The organism is Nostoc sp. C96 (assembly GCF_059384975.1).
Map to the genome: position 1 here is coordinate 6,115,729 of NZ_CM182020.1, position 24,968 is coordinate 6,140,696.

The following is a 24,968-nucleotide window of genomic DNA, read 5'->3' on the forward strand; positions in this document are numbered from 1 at the left end:
CAGCTAATTTACAGTAAGTATAAACATTAGGTAATTAAACGTCACCTAGTCCTATACCCATCCACCGATAATTCGGAACTATTTCGGAAATCAGACAATCTTCAAAATCGCAATCATCAGTAAATGCACTCATGTAAAATGACTATACTAAGAACTAATGGGCGCTAGTTAGCGCTTAAGCAAGACTACGAATTAAACATGTTCTGGTTGTGTCAATGATGTTTAATTACCCGTACATGATTTTGATCACCATTTCGATAGAATGACTAGACATAACTTCAAAACTTTAAACCGCTTTTGACTGCGACACCCATGAATCAACTGAGCAATGGTTTCACGATATTTCTGAGTCTGCTAGTCGAAGCGATGCCGTTTTTGCTCCTAGGGGTTTTATTCTCTAGTTTGCTGCTATTTTTTGTTGATGAGCGCAAATTAGTCGAAAAAATGCCCAAAAATCCGCTGTTGGGCGCTTTAGTTGGCAGTATGGTTGGTTTTTTATTTCCGGTGTGTGAGTGTGGCAATGTGCCGGTAGCGCGGCGTTTGCTGATTCAGGGCGTACCCACACCTGTAGCAATTGGTTTTTTACTAGCTGCGCCAACCATTAATCCCATTGTGATTTGGGCAACTTGGACGGCGTTTCGCGATCAGCCAGAAATAGTAGTTTTACGGGTAGTATTTTCTCTATTGATTGCCACAATTGTTGGCTTTGTCTTCAGTTTTCAAAAGGACTTGCATCCCATACTCCAGCCTGCGATCGCCCGTTATATGAAGTTTAATCCCCCAGCCAAAGTGGAGCCGCAACGGCGGGGGAAACGTTACCAAATTCCCCAAGAACCAACCACACCAAATTTGTTGCAATCTGGGACATATATTTTGGGTGGGAAAGCAGGTACACCCACACGCATGGATGGGAGTATATCACCAGCAGATGACCCCCTCGCCAGCCCAAATAAACCACTGGCGGCGAAACTACGCTTGTTGATGGATAACAGTATTCAAGAATTACGGGAACTGGGAGGAGTGATGGTGATTGGTAGTGCGATCGCAGCTGCCATTCAAGTTTTTGCACCCCGTGATTTAATCCTCAGCCTTGGTGCTGGCCCTGTCAGTTCCATCATTGTGATGTTAATTCTGGCAGCAGTTGTTTCTATTTGTTCAACAGTTGACTCCTTTTTTGCCCTATCTTTTGCCTCAGCATTTAGTAGCGGTTCTTTGTTGGCATTTCTGGTCTTTGGGCCAATGATTGACATTAAAAGCGTTGGGTTAATGTTATCTATTTTCAAGCCTAGGACGATTTTTTACCTCTTTGCCTTAGCGGGGCAATTGACATTCTTGTTCACACTGTTTATTAACCTGCATGTTCTTTAACAAAGTGCTGAGTGCTGAGTACTGAGTGCTGTTAGGGATAGCGGGAGTTGAGCAGCGTGCTGAGTTAAAAGACAGATATGTCTAATAACTAATGACAAAGGACAAAGGATAAATGACGAATGGCAACTAAAATTCAACGCTTTAATCTATTACTACCTTGGCTGGATGTTTTAGCAATTACAGCTTGGGGAATTTTGATGTTGAAATACTGGCTGACTGGCAAGCTGAACTTGTTAATTCATCCGAATTACTTTGGTTTAGTGGTAGTGGCTGGTATTGGCTTGATTATTGTCGGTATATTCAAAATGCAAGAACTTTGGCAACGTCGTCGCCGCGATATTGTACCAAATGTCCAACATATAACTTTGTTTCCGCCCGGTTGGGGTGGTGCTTTATTGTTAACGGCGGCAATTTTAGGTTTCATCTTTACACCGCAAGTTTTTGCCAGCGACAAAGCACTTAATCGTGGTGTTAGTGATTTACTTGGCACCTCACGTATCAAACCCCAAGCCTTTCGGGCTTCAATTCGCCCCGAAGAGCGATCGCTAGTGGACTGGGTACGGACACTCAATGTTTATCCTGAACCAGACGCATACACAGGGCAGAAAGCTAAAGTCCAAGGCTTTGTCATCCATCCCCCAGATTTAAGTAAAGAATATGTGTTTTTAGCCAAATTTGTTCTTTCATGCTGTGCTGCGGATGCTTACCCTGTAGGATTACCCGTGAAATTGCCCGCCAGTCAAGAACAGTACGCCCCCGATACCTGGTTAGAAGTTGAAGGACAAATGGCGACAGACAATCTCAGCGGGAAACGCCAACTTACCATTGTGGCTAACTCCGTCAAAAAGATTCCCCAACCTCAAAATCCCTATAGTTATTAGTGATTTGTCATTTGTCCTTTGCTAATGACCATTGACTAATGACCATTGACCATTGACTAATTACCAATGACTAGTAAAACCCTTATCCAACCATTAGACCGTGTAGCGATCGCCTTGATGCTGCTGCTGAGTTTGTTGATTGGTTTTATCATCTTACAAGGTGATGTTGTTTCCCCCCGTGTCCGCAACTTTACTTGGCAAAATCAGCAAATTGGTTCAGAAGATATTGCTTTTAGCCTCACCTTTAGCCGTCCAATGGATACAAAAAGCGTTGAGGATAACTTAAAAATTGAGCCGCCCTTAGCAGGAAAATTTAGTTGGGCAGGTAGACGGGTGGTTTATACATTATTAACACCAGCCCCTTACGGCACAAACTATAAAGTACAGCTACAACAAGCAAAAGATAAATTTGCCCAGAAAGAAAGTAAATCTAAAGTTATACAGCCTTTTGTTGGTAATTTTCGTACCCGCGATCGCGTCATTATTTATATAGGAGCTAACCCCGAAGAACAAGGGCAGTTAATTCTTTACAACTTAACCCAAGAGCAAAAAAAGGTACTTACCCCCAAAGACATCACAGTGATGGACTTTAAAGCATTTCCAGATGGGGAAAAAATCTTATTTTCGGCTCGTACTACCAGCAACGAAGATTTACTCTCCGCCCAGTTGTACACAGTCACTACAGGAATTGCCGACAAGTCTGACCAAAAACCAGAAGCAGCCGCTAAAGTTGACTTAATTTTAGATAATAAAGATTATCAAAACCTAAAATTTGACTTATCACCAGACGGACAAACTATCGTCGTCCAACGTGGTAATAAAAATAATCCCGGTGACTTTGGGTTGTGGTATATGCCCACCACCTGGGATAAATCAGGCAAAAAACCTACTCCCCAACGCTTACAAAGCCAACCAGGGGGAGATTTTATGATTACTCCTGATAGTAAAGCCGTTGCTGTTGCCCAAGGTCAAGGCGCGGCGATATTGCCACTACAAGCCGATGCGAGTAAACCCCTAGACTTTTTGCCGCAATTTGGTCTAGTACAAGCTTTCTCTAAAGATGGCTCTCAAGCGGCAATGGTCAAATTCAATACCGATTACACACGAGATTTATTTTTAGTCACTAACCAAGGTATCCAAAAACCTTTGTTAAAAACTACAGGCTCAATTATCAATTGCCAATTTGATCCGGCTTCACCCACCCTCTATTGCTTGCTAACACAGTTAATCACCCAAGCAGAATATGTAGAGCAACCTTATTTAGTCGCCATCAATCTGACAACTGGACAACAAAAACCGCTGCTAGTTTTACCAGTTGATCAGCGGAACGTAGAAATGAGCTTGTCGCCTGATGGTTTGGGTTTATTATTTGACCAAGTAGTTGCTCAACCAGAAAACGTGCAAACACCGGCAAGTAATTTAAAAACAGATGACGGTGAAGCGATCGCAACTAGCAGTTTGTGGTTAATGCCATTATTACCCATTGCTGATGCAGCCGTGACCACCATCAAGCCAGAAAAGCTCCCGTTAATTGGCTTTCATCCCCGGTGGTTGCCGTGATGTCTCACACCCCTGTTCCCTTAAAAGCAAGGTGTTTGGTAAATTATATACAGCGCAGATATTTATCTAGCGCCTGAATTTTTGCCAGGCAGCTGTTACTACCAAATAATTGTTGACCGAACCCAACTCAGATATCACCTTTGTTACACATCTATGCTGAAGTCCGTACATCCAACATTTCGGGTATAAACCCTCATCCAGTCTCAGGTTGACGGTTTATCAGGTCATAATGTTATAACGTCATCAGTTCTAGATGCAAAATGGGAACACTAGCTCATGACTAGTGACTCATGCTTGGGAAAAATTCAACTTAGTTACTAAATCTAACGCCGAGTGAACAAAGTTGATGAGCAATGCTTAATGTTGCACTGCTGAGTATCTTTAGGTGGGTGGGTCAAGAGTGATGAATGAAGCTGACACCTCAAACAACAGGGCTGTGATGGAATCTCTCAATTCTGCTAATTCGCCACAACCAGAGCCGACAAGCTGTCCTTTTTATGCGGTTGTGCCTTCTGAAAATCTGGCTATCAGGCAATTGCCACTCCTCAAACCAGCAGAAGAAAAACAACAAGAGTTGCCAAATCCTCAATCTACGGAAAATGTTACCCAAAAAGAATGGGTGGCAGAACCAGATAGTGGAAAACAAGCAGTAATTGATGATGAATTTCAGAAACTGCTGGTGTTAAATGAAGAACTACGTGCAGCTAACAATGAACTGTACGAACAGGTCGAACATCTCAAAGATGACTTAGCAGAGTCGGAAAAAGCTTTGCAGTGGCAGAAAAGGCGCTCCAGTGTCACTGAATCAATGCTCAACCAACAAGCTCAAGAACTGATTGCGGCTCAAGAACAAATTCAGTCCCTCTTTCAACAGTTAGACACCACCACACAAACTGTTCAACGTCAAGAAACTCTGATCGAAACTTATAAAGCACAGCTACAAATTAGCCAGCAACGTCTTGCTCAGTTAGAACGAGAATGTGCGTTATTGCAAACTAATTATCATGAACAGTCTCAACAAGTGTTGCAGTCAGAAACTACTTGTCGAGAGTTGCGTACTCGGCTGATGCGCCAACAGCGCCAAACGCTACAATTTAAGGCAGCTTTAGAAAAATGTCTAGAACCACCAGCTGTCAACGACGACTCCTCAGAGGAGACAGGAAATAATACTGCTAATAGTACTAGTAAGCAAAGTAGATTTTCTAGAAAAGCGCGATCGCTATTTCCTAACGTACAGCCAATTAGACCTTGGTCAGCCGAACCAGAATCTCCTGCCGAAAATGTAGCTCATTCTTGGGGTGAATCTTCAGTACCGCCTGCATCCAGCCATAATAACCTGGCTCCCCAACCTTCATCTCCTTGGAATTGGCCGACTCAAGAAGAAACACCCGCACCAACAGAACCGGATACTTTCGCAGAAATAGAAGATGAGCCAATCACATCAGAAACGGTTTCATCAGTAGAGTCTTCAGCCAAATTAGATGAGCAAATAGATAGTCTCATCCAAATGTTTTTTGCTTCCCAAGCGGGAACTTCACCTGTGACTAGTGAAACCAATGTCACCAGTAATCAAGGCGAAAAACCTTTATGGGAGACTTGGGAAACAAATGAAGCACAATCAGAAACTACCCTAGAGCAGCAATTAGAAGCATTATCAACAGAAAATAATGCGCCAATTACTGTACCTAGTTCAGTAATTGAAGAGTCAACAATTTTACCAGAAAATAATTTACCCATTTCTTTTACTGTGCCGTTGACCAAAAAGACAACGGAAGAGCCAGAAAATTTCTGGTTAGAAACTACACCAGAAAATACTGAGGAATTGCCAGAAACAGATTTGTCTCAAGAAACAACTGGTGACTATAGCAATGATCCTCAATCACCGTCACCAGTTGTTTATCCCCAGCGTCCACCCAAGGGACGTAAATCTTTGGCATCAGTAGAATTACCAAATTTTCGCCCCAATAGCCAAACTTAGAAGGTGAAAGGTCTTGTGGTGTCTCAGTTTGATTGTTTATCGACGCCTTAACGTCATGACAGTTAAGATATTATGTTGAGTTATGCGATCGCACAACTCAACATATTTTTTTTGAGGCTAAACAAATTCTAGACTTGCCATGTCAAGTAAAAATATCCCAGGAATCTTACTTAACTGTTCAATTGACAAGACATAATCATTGAAATGATCCATATTCTCATCTGCATCAGAACTAATTTCTAGTCGGGAATTACAGGTAGCGATAATTGCTTTGTCTGGGTGATTTTGACCAAAGTGATTTGCCATTTCCTGTGATTCTTGTAAAACAGATGGTTCCGTATCTAAATAAATGTACAGCGACCAGTCATCAAAAGTTAATTTCAGACGGTTGTCACCCCGTGAAACACTCATTGATGGCTTAGTAGGATCACGATTAAAAAACTTGACAAATTTTACCTCAGCATTTGGAAGTGTCATATCACAATCAGGTGCTATGAGAGCTAAAGCGTTGTAGGAAATTTGAGACATTCTCAACTCCAAGCCGGAATTACTCTTTTTAACTTACGAATTACGAATTGGTATTACTGCTTCTGTGTTGACTGTGGATGTTTGATTGAGCGCTCGCGGTTTACCTGTAGTAATTACGTAGCGAAGGGCCAATAATTGTAACCACAATCCTGGATTGCGGGGTTCTAACCAAGGTTGAATTCGGGTGAGAAAGCTGGGGAACCAAGAACTCAGCAATATTTTTACTAGGGCGTTGCTACTAAAGTTAAAATAACTACCCAGCCATCTGAATAAATCTCTAGGGCCAGCCAGTTCCCAAATCCACAATAATAAGGCGGGGTTTTTGCGGGCGGCTTTCAGTGCTAGGCGGTTGAAGGTGAACCAATCGCATCTATCTTTGATGAAATTATCTGCAACCTCTGGCGGTTCACTAGCTAATAGCCCAAAGAAAGTATTCAGCATTGAGTTAATGCGCTGGGGAGGAAGGAATTTCCCTGTTGGAACCATCATCCCTTTAGAAAACAGCCAAGTTACTGAAACATTGCTTTGATAAGCCCTAATTTGGTTTAAGTGACGGAAACTTAATAAGTCATGCTGGAGTGCGGTATCTAACAAATTTGTTAAGCGTTCTAAGTTACGCACCAAGGAACCAAAACCTGTAAACACAAGAGGAGATTGGAGAGATGCAGCATCACCGATCGCAATTAATCTATCAACAGCAACTTGGCGATCGCTACTACTCACACTAAAATGCCCCGGTATATATCCAAATGTCGGCTTTTTCCACACCAGTTTATCCATATCGCAGCGGCGATACTCTGGCAAAATGGTGAAAAAATCTTCGTACATCTCCAACAGAGAACCGGGATTATCTGGGTGGACTTCGTGGTAGTGAAATAAATAAATTGTGAGTTCCTCACCCGCGCCGGGAAACAATTCCCAAATCAATTGTCTCCCCCGCGAAATATCACCGTGACTGTAAAGCACATCACCATACTGAGAATCCCAAACTTGTGGCTCAAATCCACCATCAACAACTGCACCCACTGTGGGACAAACACTATCAAAAGCCCGACCACCATTTAATTGCCATGCAATAGGAGAAGCGGTTCCCATTGCATCGACTAATAACCGCCCAGTTACTTGCTTTTCTTTCTGGGTGGGTAAATGCTTAACTGTAATCACAACTTGTGAATTATCAATATCCGCACGCATAAATTCGGTTTCGTCCCAGATATCACCACCCGCCGCCCGCAGCTTTTGTCCGCACATACCCAGCCATTTTTCTGAGTCAAGGGCAATATTTAAGACTGTGGGAGTGTGAAGAATAGGCGATCGCAATTTCGGCGGATTATTCCCATCAAAAAATTTGTTAAATCCGTCTTTATATTCCCTAACAATAATGCTTTCTAACTCGCTGGATGTTACCAAACCCAGATTGAGTAAGCTTTGTAATTCATCACGCGAAATATTCCATTCGCGGTTCATCTTACCAAAAGGTAAACGTTCCACCAACAATACTTTATATCCCAGTTTAGCCATCACTGCCGCGTGGACTGCCCCTAATGCGCCACCGATGTAAATCAAATCGTAATCTAATTTGGGATTTGGGATTTGAGATTTGGGATTGGAAAAAACTACCTGACGCGGTTCTTGGGGATGACGCACACCTTCGCGCCAGCGTTGTTCCCACCAATAGGCGCGTGTGAGGTCGTATTCACCATTAGGCATTTTCTGGAAATATTTAACTGTGAGTGGGTAATCGGTTGCTAACGCCTCAAAAATTGATTGTTGGGATAAATCAATTGCTGGTGGCTGGGGGTACTGATGGGGAAAGCGTTGTCTGATTTCTGTCTTGAGACGTAGCAAAATCTCCTTCTCTTGAGGGAAAGGCTGATCTGCCCAACGGAAGACCTTTAAATAAGTAGTTCTCTGGACAGACCACACAAAAATTGAAATTTCTGTCGGTAATTTTTCGGAAATAGTCTGCTCAGATGCTGTATAGTCTGTAGGTAATTTCAGGCAGAAGCCGTCTGGAGTCAGTGATTTTATGCCAATTCCTGGTTGAAAATCCACTTGTAGCCATTGACGCACCGCTGCTGTATCTGGAATTGGTACTTCTAAATAGAGGACTTCTTTCATGTTTCCTTGACATCTCCGCTTAAAATACTCATTTCGACAGATTTATTAATGGCAAAAATTCTTGTACACTCCGCCCTATTACTCAAATAAAGATTCTGTAAAGAACTTTTAATAATTTGTCAAATTTTTTTTCTCATTTTGTAACTTTGTAAACCCACGCCATGAATTATCCCATTCCAGATAGCCCTCAAGACATTCTTGCGTTACAACAAAAGCCCATTGATGAAGAACTTGTAGCTTCAGCGATCGCCGGAGTAATTAAAATTGTCCGTTCTCAAGGTAAATCTTTGGAAGACCTAACAGCCCAAATCCTCGAAGATGATCAATTGTTAGATCGGCAGCAGCGACGTTGGCTGAGTCAATTGCTGGCTCAAGCCTGGGAAAGTTTTACTTGAGGAGGCAGGAGGCAGGAGGCAGGAGGCAGAAGGAATAGAATCTTTTACTCACTCCTTATAAGGATACTTTGCTGTTAACTGAACTGTTTTGATTTAAAGTCCACTATTTTTTGCCTACTTGCTACCTAAAGGTGTCCAATTACCAGAAGGAACAAACGCCGCCCAATATTGCGGATGCTCATACTTGTTACTGTTGAGCAAATCTAACTGTGCAGCACGCAAAGCCTCATGTCTTCCCTTAAGAGCCTGCAAATTCTGGTAATACTTCACCATCAAATCCTTAGTCGCCGCATCATCTACCTGCCACAAACTTAAAACCTGACTTTGCGAACCAGCAATTACCAAAGCACGACGCAAACCATAAACACCATCACCAACTTTCACATCTCCCTTACCAGTGTCACAAGCTGACAATACAACTAATTGATTAGAACGTAAATCTAAACCAGCGACTTCCAATGCTGTCAAAACACCATCATCATTATTATTTGTGACTTGTTTGCGTTTATTAAACCCAGCCAAAGCCAACCCAGAACGCAACAAAGGATTTTCAACTTGTAAAATCTTCGGTTGGCGTGGTGTTGATTCTAAATCTGGTGATGCGTTGAGATTTTGTTCAACATCAGCAATGAAGAAACCGTGAGTAGCTAAATGTAAAATACTCGGACTTTGTAGTTGTTTAACTGCCTTTTCTGTCGCATCTTTACCTAAAAGTAATTTGGCATTAGGTAAAACTTTTTTAATAGCTGCGGCTTCATCTTTAGTAGCAGGTAATGAGCCAAATTCTAGGTTTGTCAAATCACCAGAACGGCGATTTTGAGAACCACGCACACCAGTACTTGTAGCAGATGCTATTGTTTGTCTTTGATTGTTGTAGTCAATATCTGCCAACACCACAGGCACAGAAGCATTGTTATTATTTGACCCAAAACGTAATAAATCCCGTCCACTGGTGAGGTAAGAAAAAGCATAACTCTGAATTAGGAATTTATCTTGCTCATCCTTGAGCGCTTCAAAGGGAATTAATGTTAATTGCCCATCAGGAGAAATTAAAAGATGCCGTGTATTACCCAATAAAGGACGGATGGGTGCGATTAATTTCTCATCTAAAGTACGGGCAAGTTTGTTGAATGTTCTTCCGGTGGCTAAGGCTGCACGAAAATCAATGGCTAAAGAATCAATTTCTGAAGCTTCACCTAAATCAAGCCACTTGGGTTCACCAGAGGAACGTAACACCGCCACAGCATAACGCGGTTTACCCCACTTTTGAGCATCTGTCTTGGCTTTGACATTGTATGGTTGATACTGGACAATTTCCACCAAAGCTGCATCTTGGGGTATTTTTGCCTGAATGGCTGCTAACTCTATTGGTTGAGTTTGCTGGCGGAACGCGTCACTTTTAGCACTAATAGCTGCTTCTAACTTTTCTTTTTGTGCTTCCAGTTGCTCAAGTTGAGTTTTCAGGTTAGCAGTTTGTTGTCCTGAATCAGAGAATACTAATGCTGAGAGTTGCTGTTGTATTTGCAGCCATTGAGCAAATAATTTTTGATTTTCGGGATTTTTTTCAAGTTGGGCGCGTAGTATTTGGATGCTATCAGCAACAGCATCTAACACCAGCCCTTTGCGGCGGAGTACCGTCGTTAAAGCTAGAGATGCTGCTGTTTTTTGATTGCGAGCTTCTTGCAGGGACAGAGAGACAGTAGCATAGGTTGTCCCTAAAAAAGTCTCAATGTAGCTCTGTTTTCTTTGTCCAGAGCCGACGGCAAAAATTAGATTGAGATTTTGTCTTTCAATTTCTAAGCCACGGTGTAAGAAATCGATAGCACGAGTAATATCACCCTTTGCTTGGTACAGTCCTGCCAAATTACTCAACCTAGTGGCAGTATTAGGATGAACATTCGACAGTACCTTCTCTGTAATAGCCAGAGCGCGGAGATACAAAGGTTCTGCCTGTTGATAATTTCCTTGTACACGATAAAGTAAAGCTAAATTATTTAAGCTAGTAGCGACATAAGGATGTTCTTTACCCAGTATCTTTTCATAAATAGCCAAAGCACGGAGATACAAAGGTTCTGCTTGTTGATATTTCCCCTGTGACTCATACATGTTAGCCAAATTATTCAAACTGATGGCGATATGGGGATGTTCTTTACCCAGTACCTTCTCATAAATAGCCAGGGAACGGAGATACAGTGGTTCCGCCTGTTGATAATTTCCCTGTAGGCGATAAAGTTCTGCTAAATTATTCAAACTAGAAGCGACATGAGAATGTTCTTTACCCAGCGTTTTCTCAAGAATTGCTAGAGAACGAACATACAGCGGTTCCGCCTGTTGATAATTTCCTTGGAACTGATACAGTAAAGCTAAATTATTTAAGCTAGTAGCAACATGGGGATTTTCTTTTCCCAGCACTTTCTCTAAAATTGCTAGAGAACGAACATACAGCGGTTCTGCCTGTTGATAATTTCCCTGCGCGCGATACAGTGCTGCTAAATTATTTAAGCTAGTGGCTACATCGAGATTTTCTTTTCCCAGCACCATCTCATAGATAGCCAGTGAGCGTTTTGCTAAAGGAATGCCAGTAGAATATTTTCCTTCTTGATATAATTTGAGTGCCTGTTCATCAAGTTTTAAAGCTTCTCTTAACGCTGCTTGTTGCTCTGTTGAATATGCGGAGGGTTGCTGTTGCGCTATAGTTTTAACCGGCATACTCAACATTAACTCTGTTGTCATCGCACCTGCTACTGTCCAAGGTACTAAAAAAATACCCGCAGCATGAATTGCGCCCAATAAATTTTTCACACTCAAATTACAAGCTTTTTGGTTTGGCTATGAAATAGATCATGCCGGACTCAGCAATTTTCGCAAAGCAGTTGTCAAAAAATTCAACAACTCCCATCTTATTCTTTGCGCCTTAGCGCCTTAGCGTGAGATAGATCAATATCCCGCAACACCCAACGCAGAAAATTTCCTGACACTTCCACCTCAAAGCCTCACCTTTCAGCTTCTAAACTTCAACATTTGAGCAAAAATCTCGAAACTTCACCTTTGGAACTCGAACTGTCAATCTCGGAACTCGAACATTCGAGTAAAAAGCAGGAAACTTCGCCTTCCAAACTCGAACTGTCAACCTTTGAACTCAAACATTCGAGTAAAAAGCTAGAAACTTTACCTTCCGAACTCAAAAGTTCTCGCTTGAAACAAGAATGTTGTCGTTTAGAACTTAAAAAGCCAAGATTAGCCAACGCTTTGAAAAATTTGTTCGACAGTCAAATTGAGGTCTGAGAAAGTTTGTGAGATGATACGCTCATGATTTCGGAATTGCTGAACTTGGTATTCCCCATCAACTAACGAGTAAACCGAGATAGTAGGTTGTTTGGGATTCCCAATAAAGCGCCTACCACCTAAAGCCGCATAATCGACAATCCAGTATTCGGGGATACCTACGGCTTCATAGTCAGCGGCTTTTTTTAAATAATCATCTCGCCAGTTCGTACTTACTACCTCAATTACTAAGGGAATTGATTCTGCTTGGCTAACAGTTGATGCTTTTTTCCACAGAGGCTCATTCAATAAATTAGGCTGATTCAATATCAGCAAATCTGGTGAGTAAGCTGATTCGCCTTCTAATGGTTTGATAAACGCTGTTTTCGGAAGGAAATAGGCAAGTTTTAATCGCCTAATTTCAGAAGATATTTCTAGCATCAAAAAACCAATAAGCTCTTCATGGTCGCCAGTTGGTGGAGGCATTTCAACAATTACTCCGTCATGCAATTCATAGCGTCGCTGCGGGTTTTCTGGATACCAAGCGATAAATTCATCAAATGTAACTAATTTACGTAAGGGTTGAGTCATCTGAGTGCTGAATATTGAGTATTGAGGTACGAGATACCTGACTTCTTGAAGAAGTCAGGTATCTGACTACTCTCACCAATAGCATTAAACCTTCAATGCTGCTTCGGCTTGGGAGTGCAATAACAAACCATATTCCAATCCCTCAACTACAGCTTGATAGGAAGCTGCCAAAATATTGGTCGAAACGCCGATAGTTGTCCAGCGTTGATAGCCATTTCCTGACTCTACCAATGCTCTGGTTTTGGCTGCTGTTCCAGCGTGTCCATCAAGAATCCGCACTTTGTAGTCGGTCAACTCAAAGCTGGCAAGTTGGGGATAAAAGTTGACTAAAGCTTTGCGTAAGGCTGTATCTAAAGCTGCAACGGGGCCGTTACCTTCTGCCGCTTCTAAAATATTCTGACCGTTGACTGCAACTTTCACTGTGGCTAAAGCACTACTCGCTTCTTTACCTTCTACTAGGTCACAGTGTACTTGAAAACCTTTGACTTCAAAAAATTCTTGTCGAGCGCCTAAAGCTTCATACATCAACAGCGCAAAACTAGCTTCTGCGGCTTCAAATTGATAGCCTTGACTTTCTAATTGTTTGAGGCGTTGGAGAATTTGCCGTGCTTCTGGTGTTTGCTTATCTAATTCAATCCCAAAAGTGCGGGCTTTGGCTAATACATTACTTAGTCCCGATTGTTCGGAAATGACTATCCGCCGTCGATTCCCGACTTGTTTTGGCTGAATATGTTCATAAGTCAGGGGATTACGTTCAACTGCGGAGACATGTACCCCGCCTTTGTGAGCAAAAGCCGAACGTCCGACAAAAGGTGCGTGTTCATCTGGGGCAAGATTTACTACTTCACTAACAAAGCGACTCGCTTCTGTTAGTTGAGTAAGCTGGTGTTCTCCGATACAGCTATAACCCATCTTTAGTTGTAAGTTGGGGATTAAAGAACAAAGGTTGGCATTGCCGCAGCGTTCACCATATCCATTTATTGTTCCTTGTACCATTGTTGCCCCAGCCATGACAGCGGCTAGGGCATTTGCCACTGCCATATCACAATCATTATGAGTATGAATGCCAATTTGCGGAATTGTCCTTTGTCCTCCGTCCTTTGTCATTAGTTTTTGACAAATGACTGTTTGCACACTTTCGCTAACTTCGTGAGGCAATGTTCCGCCATTTGTATCACATAAAACGAGCCATTCAGCCCCAGATGCGATCGCGGCCTCTAATGTCTGTAAAGCATAATCTCTGTTGTGTTTGTAGCCATCAAACCAATGTTCGGCATCGTAAATCACGCGTCTCCCATGTGAGCGAAAATACTCAATAGTATCGCGGATCATAGCCAAATTTTCTTCTAAAGTTGTCTTGAGACTTTCGGTAACGTGTAAATCCCAAGATTTGCCAAAAATTGTCACCCAGCGAGAACCCGCAGTTAAAATTGCTTGCAACATTGGTTCAGCAGCAGCCACAGTATGAGGACGACGCGTAGAACAAAATGCCACAATTTCTGATTGTTTAAGCGGATCTTCTTGAAGTTGCCAGAAAAATTGAACATCCTTCGGATTGGCACCAGGCCAACCGCCTTCAATGAAGGGAATTCCTAATTGGTCGAGTCTCTTGGCAATGCGTAGCTTGTCTTCAATAGACACCGATAGCCCTTCGCATTGAGTGCCATCCCGTAGCGTGGTGTCATAAAGCCAAATTTGAGGAGAAGAATTTGTGGTCATAAGACAAGATCATGCGAGACAACTGTAGAGGAAATGTGCCAATATACAACAAAACGCCGATTTGGTAACTTAAATATGCCCAAAGTACTAACTCAAAGTACGAAAAATACGTTTGTCTGCCGCTGCGTTCAATGCCGTGTTTAGTTAGATTAAGGCGTATCGGGAAAATTTGGGGTTTAAATTACGAAAAATTTTGTTGCAAAATGGTATTGACCTCTAAAACGGCGGTGCTAAAGCAAAGAACAGTCAGTTAGTAGTGATGGTATGAGTGTGATCGATAAAGTGATGTATTGGCCGTGAATTAGCGTCACAAAGGCAGCGATCGCTTCCTTCCCATTCTCCTACAATAGACCTGCGTTTAGCCCCTCAAGCAGAGGATTTTACGGATTATTGGATCAGGGCTATCGAATAGGAAAGGAAATCAAAAGGTTAGGTTACAAAGGAGAAAAACAATATGGGTAGATGGACACCGCTTATTCTGATGGGTGGAGGCTTGGCAATTTTATTGGGTACATTGCTAGGCATCAACTTTCCAATGGGTGGAGGGCAACAAACTGCCAGCAATAATGCTCCCGGTGGCAAAACATCACGCGTTCTCCCAGCTAATATTAATGTTAATAGCACTGCCCCCAGTAGAGGTAGTCGTGGCTTAAGTGAAGACAGAGCCAGCACTCCTCAAGAAGATAATGCTCCCACAGAAGCTAGAGGCAGCAGAAGTGTTAGGCAAGAAAACCTGAATGCAAACACAACTGAACGTCGAACCAGCGTTGCTCAAAATACAACTCCCAGCGAATCATTTTCATCTCCTGACAATATAGATACAACAACTACCAGAGAAGTACAATCAACTGATACAACCACCAGTGATAACGAATCTACAAGAGAACCGATTCGGGCTTTGTGGTAGGGAAAGAGGCAGGGGGCAGGGAGCAGGGAGCAGGGGGAGTAATTTTTTACTCAGCACTCTCAACTCAGCACTCTTTACTTAGTCAAAACTAGTCATTGGTTACAGGTTATTAGTTATAAGTTATTTAGTTGTGTACTAATGATCAATGGCTAATAACCAATGACTAATGACTAATGACTAGCGATGTTTTAATTATTGGTGGCGGTGTTATTGGCTTGGCGATCGCCGTCGAACTCAAATTGCGCGGGACAAATGTCACCGTGCTTTGTCGTGATTTCCAAGCTGCTGCTACTCATGCTGCTGCGGGGATGTTGGCACCAGATGCCGAAATTATCCAAGATGAGATCATGGGTAAATTATGCAGGCGATCGCGTGCCTTATATCCAGAATGGACACGCAAACTAGAAGATTTAACTGGCATAAATACTGGTTACTGGGCTTGTGGTATCCTTGCGCCTGTTTATCAAAAACCAGAGTCTCCTACGGCTTGTGAATCGCCTGCTTATTGGTTAGATCAAACTGCCATTCATCAATATCAGCCAGGATTGGGAAATGATGTCGTCGGTGGCTGGTGGTATCCGGAAGATGCCCAAGTTGATAATCGGGCATTAGCCCAAGCACTGTGGACAGCTGTTAAATCTCTCGGCATTGAAATTAAAGAAAACGTCACCGTTGAAGGATTAATCCAACAGCAAGGGCAAGTTATAGGCGTACAAACCAATCAAGGCTTAATTTGCGCCAGTCACTATGTTTTGGCAGCTGGTGCTTGGTTCAGTGAATTGTTACCTTTGCCTGTGACTCCCCGCAAAGGGCAAATGCTGAGTGTCCGATTACCTGATTTTGTGCCGGAATTGCCCCTGAGGCGAGTTTTATTTGGGGAAAATATTTACATCATACCCAGGCGGAATCGTTCGATTATTTTGGGTGCGACTAGCGAAGATGTGGGTTTTACTCCCAACAACACCCCAGCGGGTATTCAATCTTTGCTTCAGCAAGCTATTCGCCTATATCCACAATTAAAAGATTATTCCATTCAAGAATTTTGGTGGGGTTTTCGGCCTGCAACCCCAGATGAATTACCAATTCTCGGCACTAGCCATTGTGAAAACTTAACTTTGGCTACAGGTCATTATCGTAATGGCATTTTACTAGCGCCTGTGACAGCAGCGTTAATTGCTGATTTAATCTGCGAACACAAATCTGATCCAATACTTGCCCATTTCCATTATTCTCGTTTTCATACCCAGCCATCTACCGCCCCTATGCTCACTCACTCTGCTAATTTTACCAACGGCGATCGCTCAGTTTTATCACCACTACCTAATTCCCCACTCCCAGACTCCCCACTTGTAATAGCAGGTAAAACCTTCCAATCCCGCTTGATGACGGGAACAGGCAAGTATCGTAGTATTGCAGAAATGCAGCAAAGCATTATTACTAGTGGTTGTCAAATTGTCACCGTCGCAGTCCGGCGAGTCCAAACTAAAACCCCCGGACATGAAGGTTTAGCAGAAGCACTCGATTGGTCAAAAATTTGGATGTTGCCGAATACTGCTGGTTGTCAAACCGCCGAAGAATCAATTCGCGTTGCCCGTTTGGGTAGAGAGATGGCGAAATTGTTGGGGCAGGAAGATAATAATTTTGTGAAATTAGAAGTCATACCCGATGCAAAATATTTACTACCAGATCCAATTGGAACGCTGCAAGCTGCTGAACAACTGGTAAAAGAGGGGTTTGCCGTATTACCGTATATTAATGCTGACCCGATGTTAGCCAAACGTTTAGAAGAAGCTGGCTGTGCAACAGTTATGCCTTTAGCATCACCTATTGGTTCAGGACAAGGGCTAAAAACCACAGCCAATATCCAAATCATTATTGAAAACGCTCATATACCGGTTGTGGTGGATGCAGGTATTGGTTCACCCTCAGAAGCGTCTCAAGCAATGGAACTAGGTGCAGATGCCTTATTGATTAATAGTGCGATCGCCCTAGCTCAAAATGCCCCAGCAATGGCGTATGCGATGAATTTGGCAACTGTCGCTGGTCGTTTGGCATACTTAGCTGGCAGAATGCCCATCAAATCTTATGCTAGTCCTAGTTCCCCTTTGACTGGGACAATCAATACTTAAGAATTTAAGCCTGTGTCAGAGATTTTGAGTTGAGACTGTCAATAGTCCAAGAAAAGCTGAATTTTGGACTATTGACTATTGGCTACTAATTGTTAAAACTGATTATTTTTTAAGACTTAATTTTAATTTTTTTGAAAATTCATTTATTTACTATTAATAAAAATATAAAAAAGAAACCTGCAAAATAGCATTTTATGCTTTATACATTTAGTTGCTAGGTTTCAATTCTAAAATCTAAAATCTAAAATTCAAAATGGTATCACCGATTATTACAGTATCGCTATTATCGGCTTTAGCAGTTGTTTCTCCTGCGGCTGAGACTAGCGAGCCTGCGGCATCTACTGCATCTACTACCCCAGCGATCGCTAACATTTTACCAGCAGATACACCATTGGTAGGCTTAGTCAATACCAAAGTAGATGCTTGGACAGCCTTAAATCGTTTTTATTTATTTGAAAGAGCCTTTACCGCAGCCTCTAAATATTTACCGCCTTCTTTTAAACTTAGCTATGTCCGCGAGATTGAGTCTTTGCTAGGTGATCAAGTCGCATTTGCTTTTTTGCCCAAGGTTGAAGGTACAGCCGCAACCATAGATAATAATTTTGTGATGCTGGCTCCTATCAAGGATGAGTCACGCATCCAGCCTTTTTTAGACTTACTTAAAAATGGTGATCCAAAACGGGTAAAGGTCACGGAGTATAAAGGCATTACGATTGTAGAAGTACAACCTCCAGAACAACCAAAATCAACACCCACGCCGGAAACACCAGAATTACCTGAATCAAATTCAGCACCCAAATTACCAGAATCACCCCCAGAACCTGCAAATACACCTAAGATTCAACACAAATCACAACTCAAGCAGGCTCGTTCTCAGAAAAAATCAAACTTAGCGGCTATACCGCCGATTTTAGGTAATCCAGATTGGTTAAAAACAAGACCAAGAGGAATTGCGATCGCTACTTTACCAGGTTACATTGTCACCGGGATTACGGCTAAACCCATTGAGCAAATTATTGATGCTGCTCAAGGAGAGAATAATCTCGCTCAAAATGCCCAATTCCAAGACACAATCAAAAATCCTCAGTATGCTAAATCTTTGTTTTCAATGTATGAAAATTTGGCAACTTTTGTGCCTTTAATTAACGATATTAGCAAAGATCCAAGCCTGCCTTTTCCTGTTCTTAGTGCTGATGCGATTAACCTTGATGAATTGAAAAACTTGGGTAGTGTCAATGGTTTTTTAACAGTAGAACCAGAAGGATTGCGTTTTCAAGCTACAGCCTATCGCCAAACTCCTAAATCAGAAAAAGATGAGTTTCAAACGGAACAACCAGAAGCGATAGTATCAAGATTGCCAGCAGCCACCTACTCTGCTGCCACTGGTCGCAATCTAAATCAGAAATGGCTAGTTTTAACCGAAGCTTTGAGTACAAAGCCACAACTCAAAGAATATCTCACCCAACTGCGGAGTTTTGTTTTTAATAGTACTAAACTCGATTTAGAAAAAGACATTCTCAATTGGATGAATGGTGATTATGCCTTCTTTATGTTTCCTTCTAAGGGAGGATTATTAGGCTCAGTTCCTAACTTGAATTTAGGGATAGGTATGGCTTTAGAAACTAACAATCGAGCCGCTGCTGAAACTACTCTGAAGAAGTTAAATGAATTTATTACATCTTTCTCAACAGGAGAAGTTGTAGTGAAGACTCACAATATTAAAGGTCAAAACATCACGAGTTGGGATGTAGGCGGAGAAGCTTCACAAAGTTTGTTGGCTTATAATTGGGTAGACGAAAAAACTGTTGTAATTACAACAGGATTTGGCGCAATACAAGATTTAGTACCACAGCCTTATATTCCGTTACCTTCAACTTATAATTTTAAAACTGCGACTAATTCTTTACCCCGTCCTAACTATGGATATTTTTATTTAAATGGGGGGTCTACTTTGTCATGGATTTATGGATTTTTACCCAGTTTCTTTGATGATCAAAGTTTCAGACCTTGGAAACCAATTATTGGCTCAGTCTACAGTATTAGTGCTACAAGTGCTACCACATCAGATAAAGAACAATTCGATGTTTTAATGGTATTGGCTCCTAGTAGAAAGCCGATTAGTACCACAATTAAAGAGTAATTAATTATCAGAGGCAGAAGGTTAGAGATTTCAAAATCTGAATTCTGCCTTCTGAATTTTTTGATGAATCAACCCAACCACTCAGGATTAAGTGCTGTACTGTCAAATTGACTAGTAGTTTTAAATAGTTCATATTGACCTTTCGCAGCAGCTTGACGAGTCCGATTTAGCAGTTCTTGGACTTGTGCTTGATTCATGGGTTGGAATGTTCTAGCTGCTTCAAAAGCTTGGTCTAGAATTTTCATACTTTCAATGCCTGTAATCACTGTTGATGTTGGTAGATTCATCGCATAGTGTAGGCATTCAATAGGTTTAACGGTGTTACTTTTGAGAATGTTTTGATCACCCATTGATTTCATCCCCAATACACCAATTCCATCTTTAACTAGTCTGGGCAAAACTTGGCGTTCAAAACTGCGAAAATGAGCGTCCATGACATTTAATGGCATTTGTACTGTATCAAAACGAAAGTTGTTTTGAGCAGCAACATCAAGCATTCTCAGGTGAACTAAGGGGTCTTTGTGGCCAGTAAAGCCGATGTAGCGAATTTTGCCAGCTTTTTGGGCTTCTAGAACCGCCTCCATTGCGCCGCCAGGGGCAAAAATCCGGTCTGGGTCTTCCATACGGATGATTTCATGATGTTGCAATAAGTCTATGCGATCGCTCTGTAATCTTTTTAAAGAATCATTAATTTGCTTGGCCGCAGCTTCTTTTGTACGACCATCAATTTTGGTCATGAGAAAAACTTTTTGCCGATAACCATCCCGGAGTGCTTTACCCATACGGATTTCACTCCCACCGTTGTGATAGTCCCAGCTATTATCCATAAAGTTGATACCGCGATCAACAGCTGTACGGATCAGCCGAATTCCTTCTTCCTCATCTTTTGGTCTACCAATGTGGTGTCCACCCAAACCAATTACCGATACTCTTTCCCCAGTGCGTCCTAATTGTCGATAGATCATTTCGCCTGTTTTGGTCTGATTCGGCTGATTTTGGGCTAAAGCTTGTTTAGAAAGTCCGGTTGAAGCTGCTAGTCCGACTGTTCCTAAACCTGAAGCAGAAGCTATCTTCAGTAAATCTCGTCTGCTAATCTCCACAAGTGAATCCTTAAAATCAAACTATGACATCCTCATAGCTTTGCACTGGCGAAAGTCGGCTACATCTAACTGTTGAAAGAGAAGAGTATTGATGAAGAGGTATATTAAGTCACTTGTTGGGAATAGAAAGTAGGGACTGGAAGAGAGTGCTAAAGACTATTTTTAGCTTTATTTAGTCTGAAAAATATTTTGTACCATGACTTTATCTGTACTCTCGGCGGCTTTATCCAACTCTGCTATTTCTGCTGCGTTGAGTTTCCAACCTAAAGCGCCAATATTTTCTTGTGCTTGGGCGAGGGATTTTGCTCCGGGGATGGGAATAGTCCCTTTACAGATACACCAGTTAATGGCTACCTGTGACATAGTTTTATTGCGAGATTGAGCTATTTCTTTTAAAGATGTTAACAGCGATCGCACTCCTGGTAATAACTGTCTAAATAACAACCCACGAATACCTCTAGGAAATCTCCCTGTTTCTGAGTATTTACCTGTTAATATCCCCAAAGCCAAAGGGCTGTAAGCAATTAATTTAATACCCAATTCATCACAAACATCTTTTAATCCTAGTTGCGTCACCGGATAAGTAGACAGCAAAGAATACTGGACTTGTAAGGTAGAAATCGGTACACCTCGTTCCGCAAATCGTTGATGCACTATTTTCAACCGTTGCGGCCCATAATTCGATAAACCAACACCTTTAACTAAACCTTGTTCGTAAAGGTCAGCTAAACCATTCAATAAACCTTTTTCTTGCCAAGGTGCATAATTAGCTGTAGACCAGTGCATCTGCACTAAATCGACATTTTTACCCAAGCGCTTGGCAGAAGACTGACAAGCTTTAATCATGGACTGGCGTGTCCATCGCCAAGGGTAAGCAGCCAGTTTTGTCGCAATGCAAATGTTTTCCTGATTTAAACCCTGATATGCTTGGGAAAATTTTCCTAAAAGTAATTCACTACGCCCATTCAATCGGCCAGTACCGTAAGAATCACCTGTGTCAAATAAGGTCACGCCATTACTCACGCACAAGTTAAACACGGCTTGCAACTGGTCGTCCATACTTTCGCTGTATCCCCACAAGAGTTGGTTTCCCCACGCCCAAGTTCCGCAACCCATAGTTGGTAGGGATAGTTCTCGACTGATTTGCATTTTGATTGTCAATCACGCACCATCTGTATTATCCGCATACATCGGCCTTTAATTTCATCCTGAGTGCTGAGTGCTAAGTTGAGTAAACATCTTTTCCTGCCCCCTGCCCCCTGCTCCCTGCCCCTACTCCCTGCCCCCTGCCCCCTGCCCCCTGCCTCCTTTCAAGCCAAGTGCATAAACACAAGTTTTAGTAATTCAGCACGGGTAAATGGTTTAGTTAAATAACCAGAGGCTCCGACTAATCGGGCTTTGACTTTATCAACAAGTCCTTTATTACCTGTGACAAAAATAATCGGAGTGTGTTTAAAGAAAGAATTGTTCCGAATGATTTTGCATAATTCGTAGCCATCAATCCCAGCCATGTTGAGGTCTAACAAAATTAAGTCTGGTTTATGGCGAATAATCGACATAACCGCTTTAAGTGGATCATCAATTGTCACTACAGAAAAATTCTCGCTTTCCAAAAACCGACTAATTTCTTTGAGAATTGTTGGGCTATCATCAACAGAAATGATTTTATAAGTCTTTTTGATAGTTACGGTATTAGTCGTTACTCTTTCAGGTGCAGAATTTATGGTATTTAGTATTGTTAATTCCTGAAGATTTTGACTTGACAGTGCAGATGTTTGTGGCGATCGCACTACAAGTGGAAAATCTTCTACAGCCAGAGCCGTCTCCGATTCAGCACTACGGTTACTGGGTTCTACTACCGTATCAATGAATTGTTTGTTGAGTAACGCTGTTGTATATCGAGAAGATGTTGTGGCTTCTGGCTTATACTTAGGTAACTGATCAAATGGTGGATCTGGTTCGTGCATAATTACCCCACCTTGCACAATGTGAGGGTATAAATGTTGAATCAGTTGCATTTCATCTTGATTCATAATTACAGCCAGATGACGCAGGCTAAAACCTTTCATCCAATTAGTTAATTCTGGCGGTAGTTTTGGGAAATTCTTGCTGGGTAATTTACTGTTAATTAACAGGTAAGGACGCTGGTAAGGTGAAGAAATTTGGGGAGTGAAAGACTGCCAATTTTGTATGCGAATTTGGCAAATTTCCAGAGTTTTTTCCACATCCAGCCGACAAATTTTTGTCAGTGTTTGGGTTGCATCACTTAAAGCATAAGTACCTGTTTTCACTAACAAAAATGATTCAATAACTTCTTTAACCAGTTCTTGAATCAAGATTGTAGCTTGTGCATTATCCAGATAACCTTCGTTGACTAGCCAATGAATTGCTTGGTAATCAGCAGGTTGAGTTGATAAATCACTGCTATCAGCAATGTCATAATTTAACAACTCTTGCTCAAAAGTCATACGTAATTGTACGCGAGTTGCGCTATTGAGCAAATTGAGGCGGCGCAGATGACGTTCTAGCCTATCAAAAGGTTCAACAGAGTTTGTCGCATAAGTTATGGCTCCCTGTTCTACATAAATCAACCAAGTAACTAAGTTACTAAAGGCTTGTAAACAAGTAGTGTCAATACCATTAGATAGTTGTTTTAATAAACTATAAGGACGTAACACTGTAAATGTACCGAAATTAGGCATTTTAAAAAATTGTTTTAGAGAATTATACAGAATTTATGTAAATTTGGATGCTTATTTATGTTTTACTTTATTAGTTTTAATATGTCTCCAAGAAACTTATTTTCTCGAAGAAGAATATAAATCTATATTCAAGGTTATGGAAATCAGCGCTATTACTCACTGAACTTGATGCGCTATTCAGATAGAAAGGCAATACCCATAACATAAGTTTCATTACTATGTCTGAGTATAAGCGCTGAAGTTAGTATTTTTACTCAGTCAACAATCCAAGCTGTAGCTGCGCCAATATCTACACACAAAATTCTTTCAGGAGTATCAACTACAGAAATAACTTAAGAAACTGCCAAAGCAAAAATATCAAGTTTTATTTTGATATAAAGTTCCTCAACCAACCTAGATTCAAGATTAGAGAAATACATCCCTCAAAAGATAGATAATTCATTTCTCAGAAATACTGAAGAAAATGAAAAAACAATAAAAATTTTACTTGTGCAACTCAGTATGATGGCGAAAAGGGAGTTTAAATGTTTTCTGAATGATGAACTTGGATGAATTAACACTTTTGTTTGGCACAAAAATGATATATTCCACACGAAATCTTTAAACTTTTATCTAGACAAATTTTGATGTTTATTATACTCTGTCACTTGCCCTATATAAGACTTTGTCGTTCCGTGAATGCAGGAAATATGAACTCCTCGTAAATTTTTGGTCTCTCAGACGGAACTTGATGAAAACTTTATTAAATGTGTAGAGAATTTAGGGAAAAGTATTTGTTTAATAGTTATATGAAGACTCAGCAGGCGATCGCCAAAAATTTAGTTATTCCCTTTTAGGCTCCGGAAACTTAACTATATACTTTGAACAAAGGAAAATAAAGCTTTGGACTATAACATAACACAAAAAGTTATGCAAGATACATTAACCCTGGATGAAGTAGTAGAATTTGCGGAAAACCCCGAACCCCGTTGTCCTTGCGTATTATTACTAGATACATCTGGCTCAATGCAAGGTGAAGCCATCGAAGCATTAAATCAAGGTTTGCTGAGTTTGAAAGATGAATTAGTCAAAAATTCCTTAGCAGCGCGACGCGTAGAAGTAGCAATTGTTACTTTTGATAGCCAAGTAAATGTCATTCAAGACTTTGTGACAGCGGATCTATTTAACCCCCCAATTTTGACAGCCCAAGGACTCACCAGTATGGGCGCAGGAATTCATAAAGCTTTAGACATGGTACAAGAGCGCAAATCCTTGTATCGTGCTAATGGCATTGCCTATTATCGTCCGTGGGTATTCATGATTACCGATGGCGAACCTCAAGGTGAACAAGAGCATCTAGTAGCCCAAGCCGCACAGCGAGTTCAAGGCGACGAAGCCAATAAGCGCGTAGCCTTTTTCTCAGTTGGTGTGGAAAATGCCAACATGACAACCCTAAATCAGTTAGCTGTGCGGACACCACTCAAACTGCGAGGACTTAACTTTGTGGAAATGTTTATGTGGCTGTCAGCGAGTATGGCTGCTGTTTCCCACTCCCAAGTAGATGAACAAGTAGCACTACCGCCAATTGGCTGGGGTTCCATTTAAT

Annotated in this window: 17 protein-coding genes; 9 read left to right on the forward strand and 8 right to left on the reverse strand. The window is 41.5% G+C overall.

Annotated elements, in window-relative coordinates; translation table 11 throughout:
- Positions 1-312: 312 nt before the first annotated feature.
- The 4 genes from AC504W_RS26040 to AC504W_RS26055 all read left to right on the forward strand — a co-directional run bounded on the left by AC504W_RS26040 (position 313) and on the right by AC504W_RS26055 (position 5,787).
- Positions 313-1,368 (forward strand): permease, encoded by a 1,056-nt coding sequence (locus tag AC504W_RS26040; protein WP_494875113.1) that lies wholly within the window; start codon positions 313-315, stop codon positions 1,366-1,368.
- Positions 1,369-1,487: 119 nt separating this feature from the next.
- Positions 1,488-2,249: a TIGR03943 family putative permease subunit gene (locus AC504W_RS26045; RefSeq protein ID WP_494875114.1), complete on the forward strand. Its 762-nt coding sequence runs from the start codon at positions 1,488-1,490 to the stop codon at positions 2,247-2,249.
- Positions 2,250-2,315: 66 nt separating this feature from the next.
- Positions 2,316-3,809, forward strand: a complete 1,494-nt coding sequence (locus AC504W_RS26050; RefSeq protein ID WP_494875115.1) for a TolB-like translocation protein — start codon at positions 2,316-2,318, stop codon at positions 3,807-3,809.
- A gap of 403 nt (positions 3,810-4,212) precedes the next feature.
- Positions 4,213-5,787, forward strand: a complete 1,575-nt coding sequence (locus AC504W_RS26055) for a hypothetical protein (RefSeq protein ID WP_494875116.1) — start codon at positions 4,213-4,215, stop codon at positions 5,785-5,787.
- A gap of 117 nt (positions 5,788-5,904) precedes the next feature.
- Here AC504W_RS26055 and AC504W_RS26060 read toward each other — a convergent pair whose 3' ends face one another.
- On the reverse strand, positions 5,905-6,315 hold the full coding sequence (locus AC504W_RS26060) for a hypothetical protein (protein WP_494875117.1): 411 nt from the start codon (positions 6,313-6,315) through the stop codon (positions 5,905-5,907).
- A gap of 33 nt (positions 6,316-6,348) precedes the next feature.
- Positions 6,349-8,436 (reverse strand): NAD(P)/FAD-dependent oxidoreductase, encoded by a 2,088-nt coding sequence (locus AC504W_RS26065; protein ID WP_494875118.1) that lies wholly within the window; start codon positions 8,434-8,436, stop codon positions 6,349-6,351.
- A gap of 161 nt (positions 8,437-8,597) precedes the next feature.
- Between AC504W_RS26065 and AC504W_RS26070 the strand changes: the two genes are divergently transcribed.
- On the forward strand, positions 8,598-8,831 hold the full coding sequence (locus tag AC504W_RS26070; RefSeq protein ID WP_015112190.1) for a hypothetical protein: 234 nt from the start codon (positions 8,598-8,600) through the stop codon (positions 8,829-8,831).
- A gap of 114 nt (positions 8,832-8,945) precedes the next feature.
- Here AC504W_RS26070 and AC504W_RS26075 read toward each other — a convergent pair whose 3' ends face one another.
- The 3 genes from AC504W_RS26075 to cimA all read right to left on the reverse strand — a co-directional run bounded on the left by AC504W_RS26075 (position 8,946) and on the right by cimA (position 14,405).
- Positions 8,946-11,633 (reverse strand): CHAT domain-containing tetratricopeptide repeat protein, encoded by a 2,688-nt coding sequence (locus AC504W_RS26075; protein ID WP_494875119.1) that lies wholly within the window; start codon positions 11,631-11,633, stop codon positions 8,946-8,948.
- A 435-nt stretch (positions 11,634-12,068) separates the two neighbouring features.
- Entirely contained in the window at positions 12,069-12,686 is a 618-nt protein-coding gene (locus AC504W_RS26080; RefSeq protein ID WP_494875120.1) for a Uma2 family endonuclease, read from the reverse strand.
- An 84-nt stretch (positions 12,687-12,770) separates the two neighbouring features.
- Positions 12,771-14,405, reverse strand: coding sequence for a citramalate synthase (gene cimA, locus AC504W_RS26085; protein ID WP_494875121.1), 1,635 nt, complete (start codon positions 14,403-14,405; stop codon positions 12,771-12,773).
- A gap of 454 nt (positions 14,406-14,859) precedes the next feature.
- Here cimA and AC504W_RS26090 point away from each other — a divergent pair, with 454 nt between their 5' ends.
- The 3 genes from AC504W_RS26090 to AC504W_RS26100 all read left to right on the forward strand — a co-directional run bounded on the left by AC504W_RS26090 (position 14,860) and on the right by AC504W_RS26100 (position 19,581).
- The gene (locus tag AC504W_RS26090) at positions 14,860-15,312 is read left to right on the forward strand and encodes a hypothetical protein (protein ID WP_494875122.1); all 453 of its coding nucleotides are present in this window, start codon (positions 14,860-14,862) and stop codon (positions 15,310-15,312) included.
- A 173-nt stretch (positions 15,313-15,485) separates the two neighbouring features.
- Positions 15,486-17,441 (forward strand): glycine oxidase ThiO, encoded by a 1,956-nt coding sequence (thiO, locus tag AC504W_RS26095; RefSeq protein WP_494875123.1) that lies wholly within the window; start codon positions 15,486-15,488, stop codon positions 17,439-17,441.
- A gap of 253 nt (positions 17,442-17,694) precedes the next feature.
- Complete coding sequence (locus tag AC504W_RS26100) at positions 17,695-19,581, forward strand: DUF3352 domain-containing protein (RefSeq protein ID WP_494875124.1); 1,887 nt, start codon at positions 17,695-17,697, stop codon at positions 19,579-19,581.
- 68 nt (positions 19,582-19,649) lie between these two features.
- Here AC504W_RS26100 and AC504W_RS26105 read toward each other — a convergent pair whose 3' ends face one another.
- The 3 genes from AC504W_RS26105 to AC504W_RS26115 all read right to left on the reverse strand — a co-directional run bounded on the left by AC504W_RS26105 (position 19,650) and on the right by AC504W_RS26115 (position 23,383).
- Entirely contained in the window at positions 19,650-20,681 is a 1,032-nt protein-coding gene (locus AC504W_RS26105; protein ID WP_494875125.1) for an aldo/keto reductase, read from the reverse strand.
- A gap of 168 nt (positions 20,682-20,849) precedes the next feature.
- On the reverse strand, positions 20,850-21,830 hold the full coding sequence (locus AC504W_RS26110; RefSeq protein WP_494875126.1) for an aldo/keto reductase: 981 nt from the start codon (positions 21,828-21,830) through the stop codon (positions 20,850-20,852).
- A 161-nt stretch (positions 21,831-21,991) separates the two neighbouring features.
- Positions 21,992-23,383, reverse strand: coding sequence for a response regulator (locus tag AC504W_RS26115; protein WP_494875127.1), 1,392 nt, complete (start codon positions 23,381-23,383; stop codon positions 21,992-21,994).
- Between the two features lie 909 nt (positions 23,384-24,292).
- On the opposite strand from AC504W_RS26115, the gene AC504W_RS26120 reads away from it, so the two are divergent.
- Entirely contained in the window at positions 24,293-24,967 is a 675-nt protein-coding gene (locus AC504W_RS26120) for a vWA domain-containing protein (RefSeq protein ID WP_096581320.1), read from the forward strand.
- The last annotated feature ends 1 nt before the right edge of the window (position 24,968 follow it).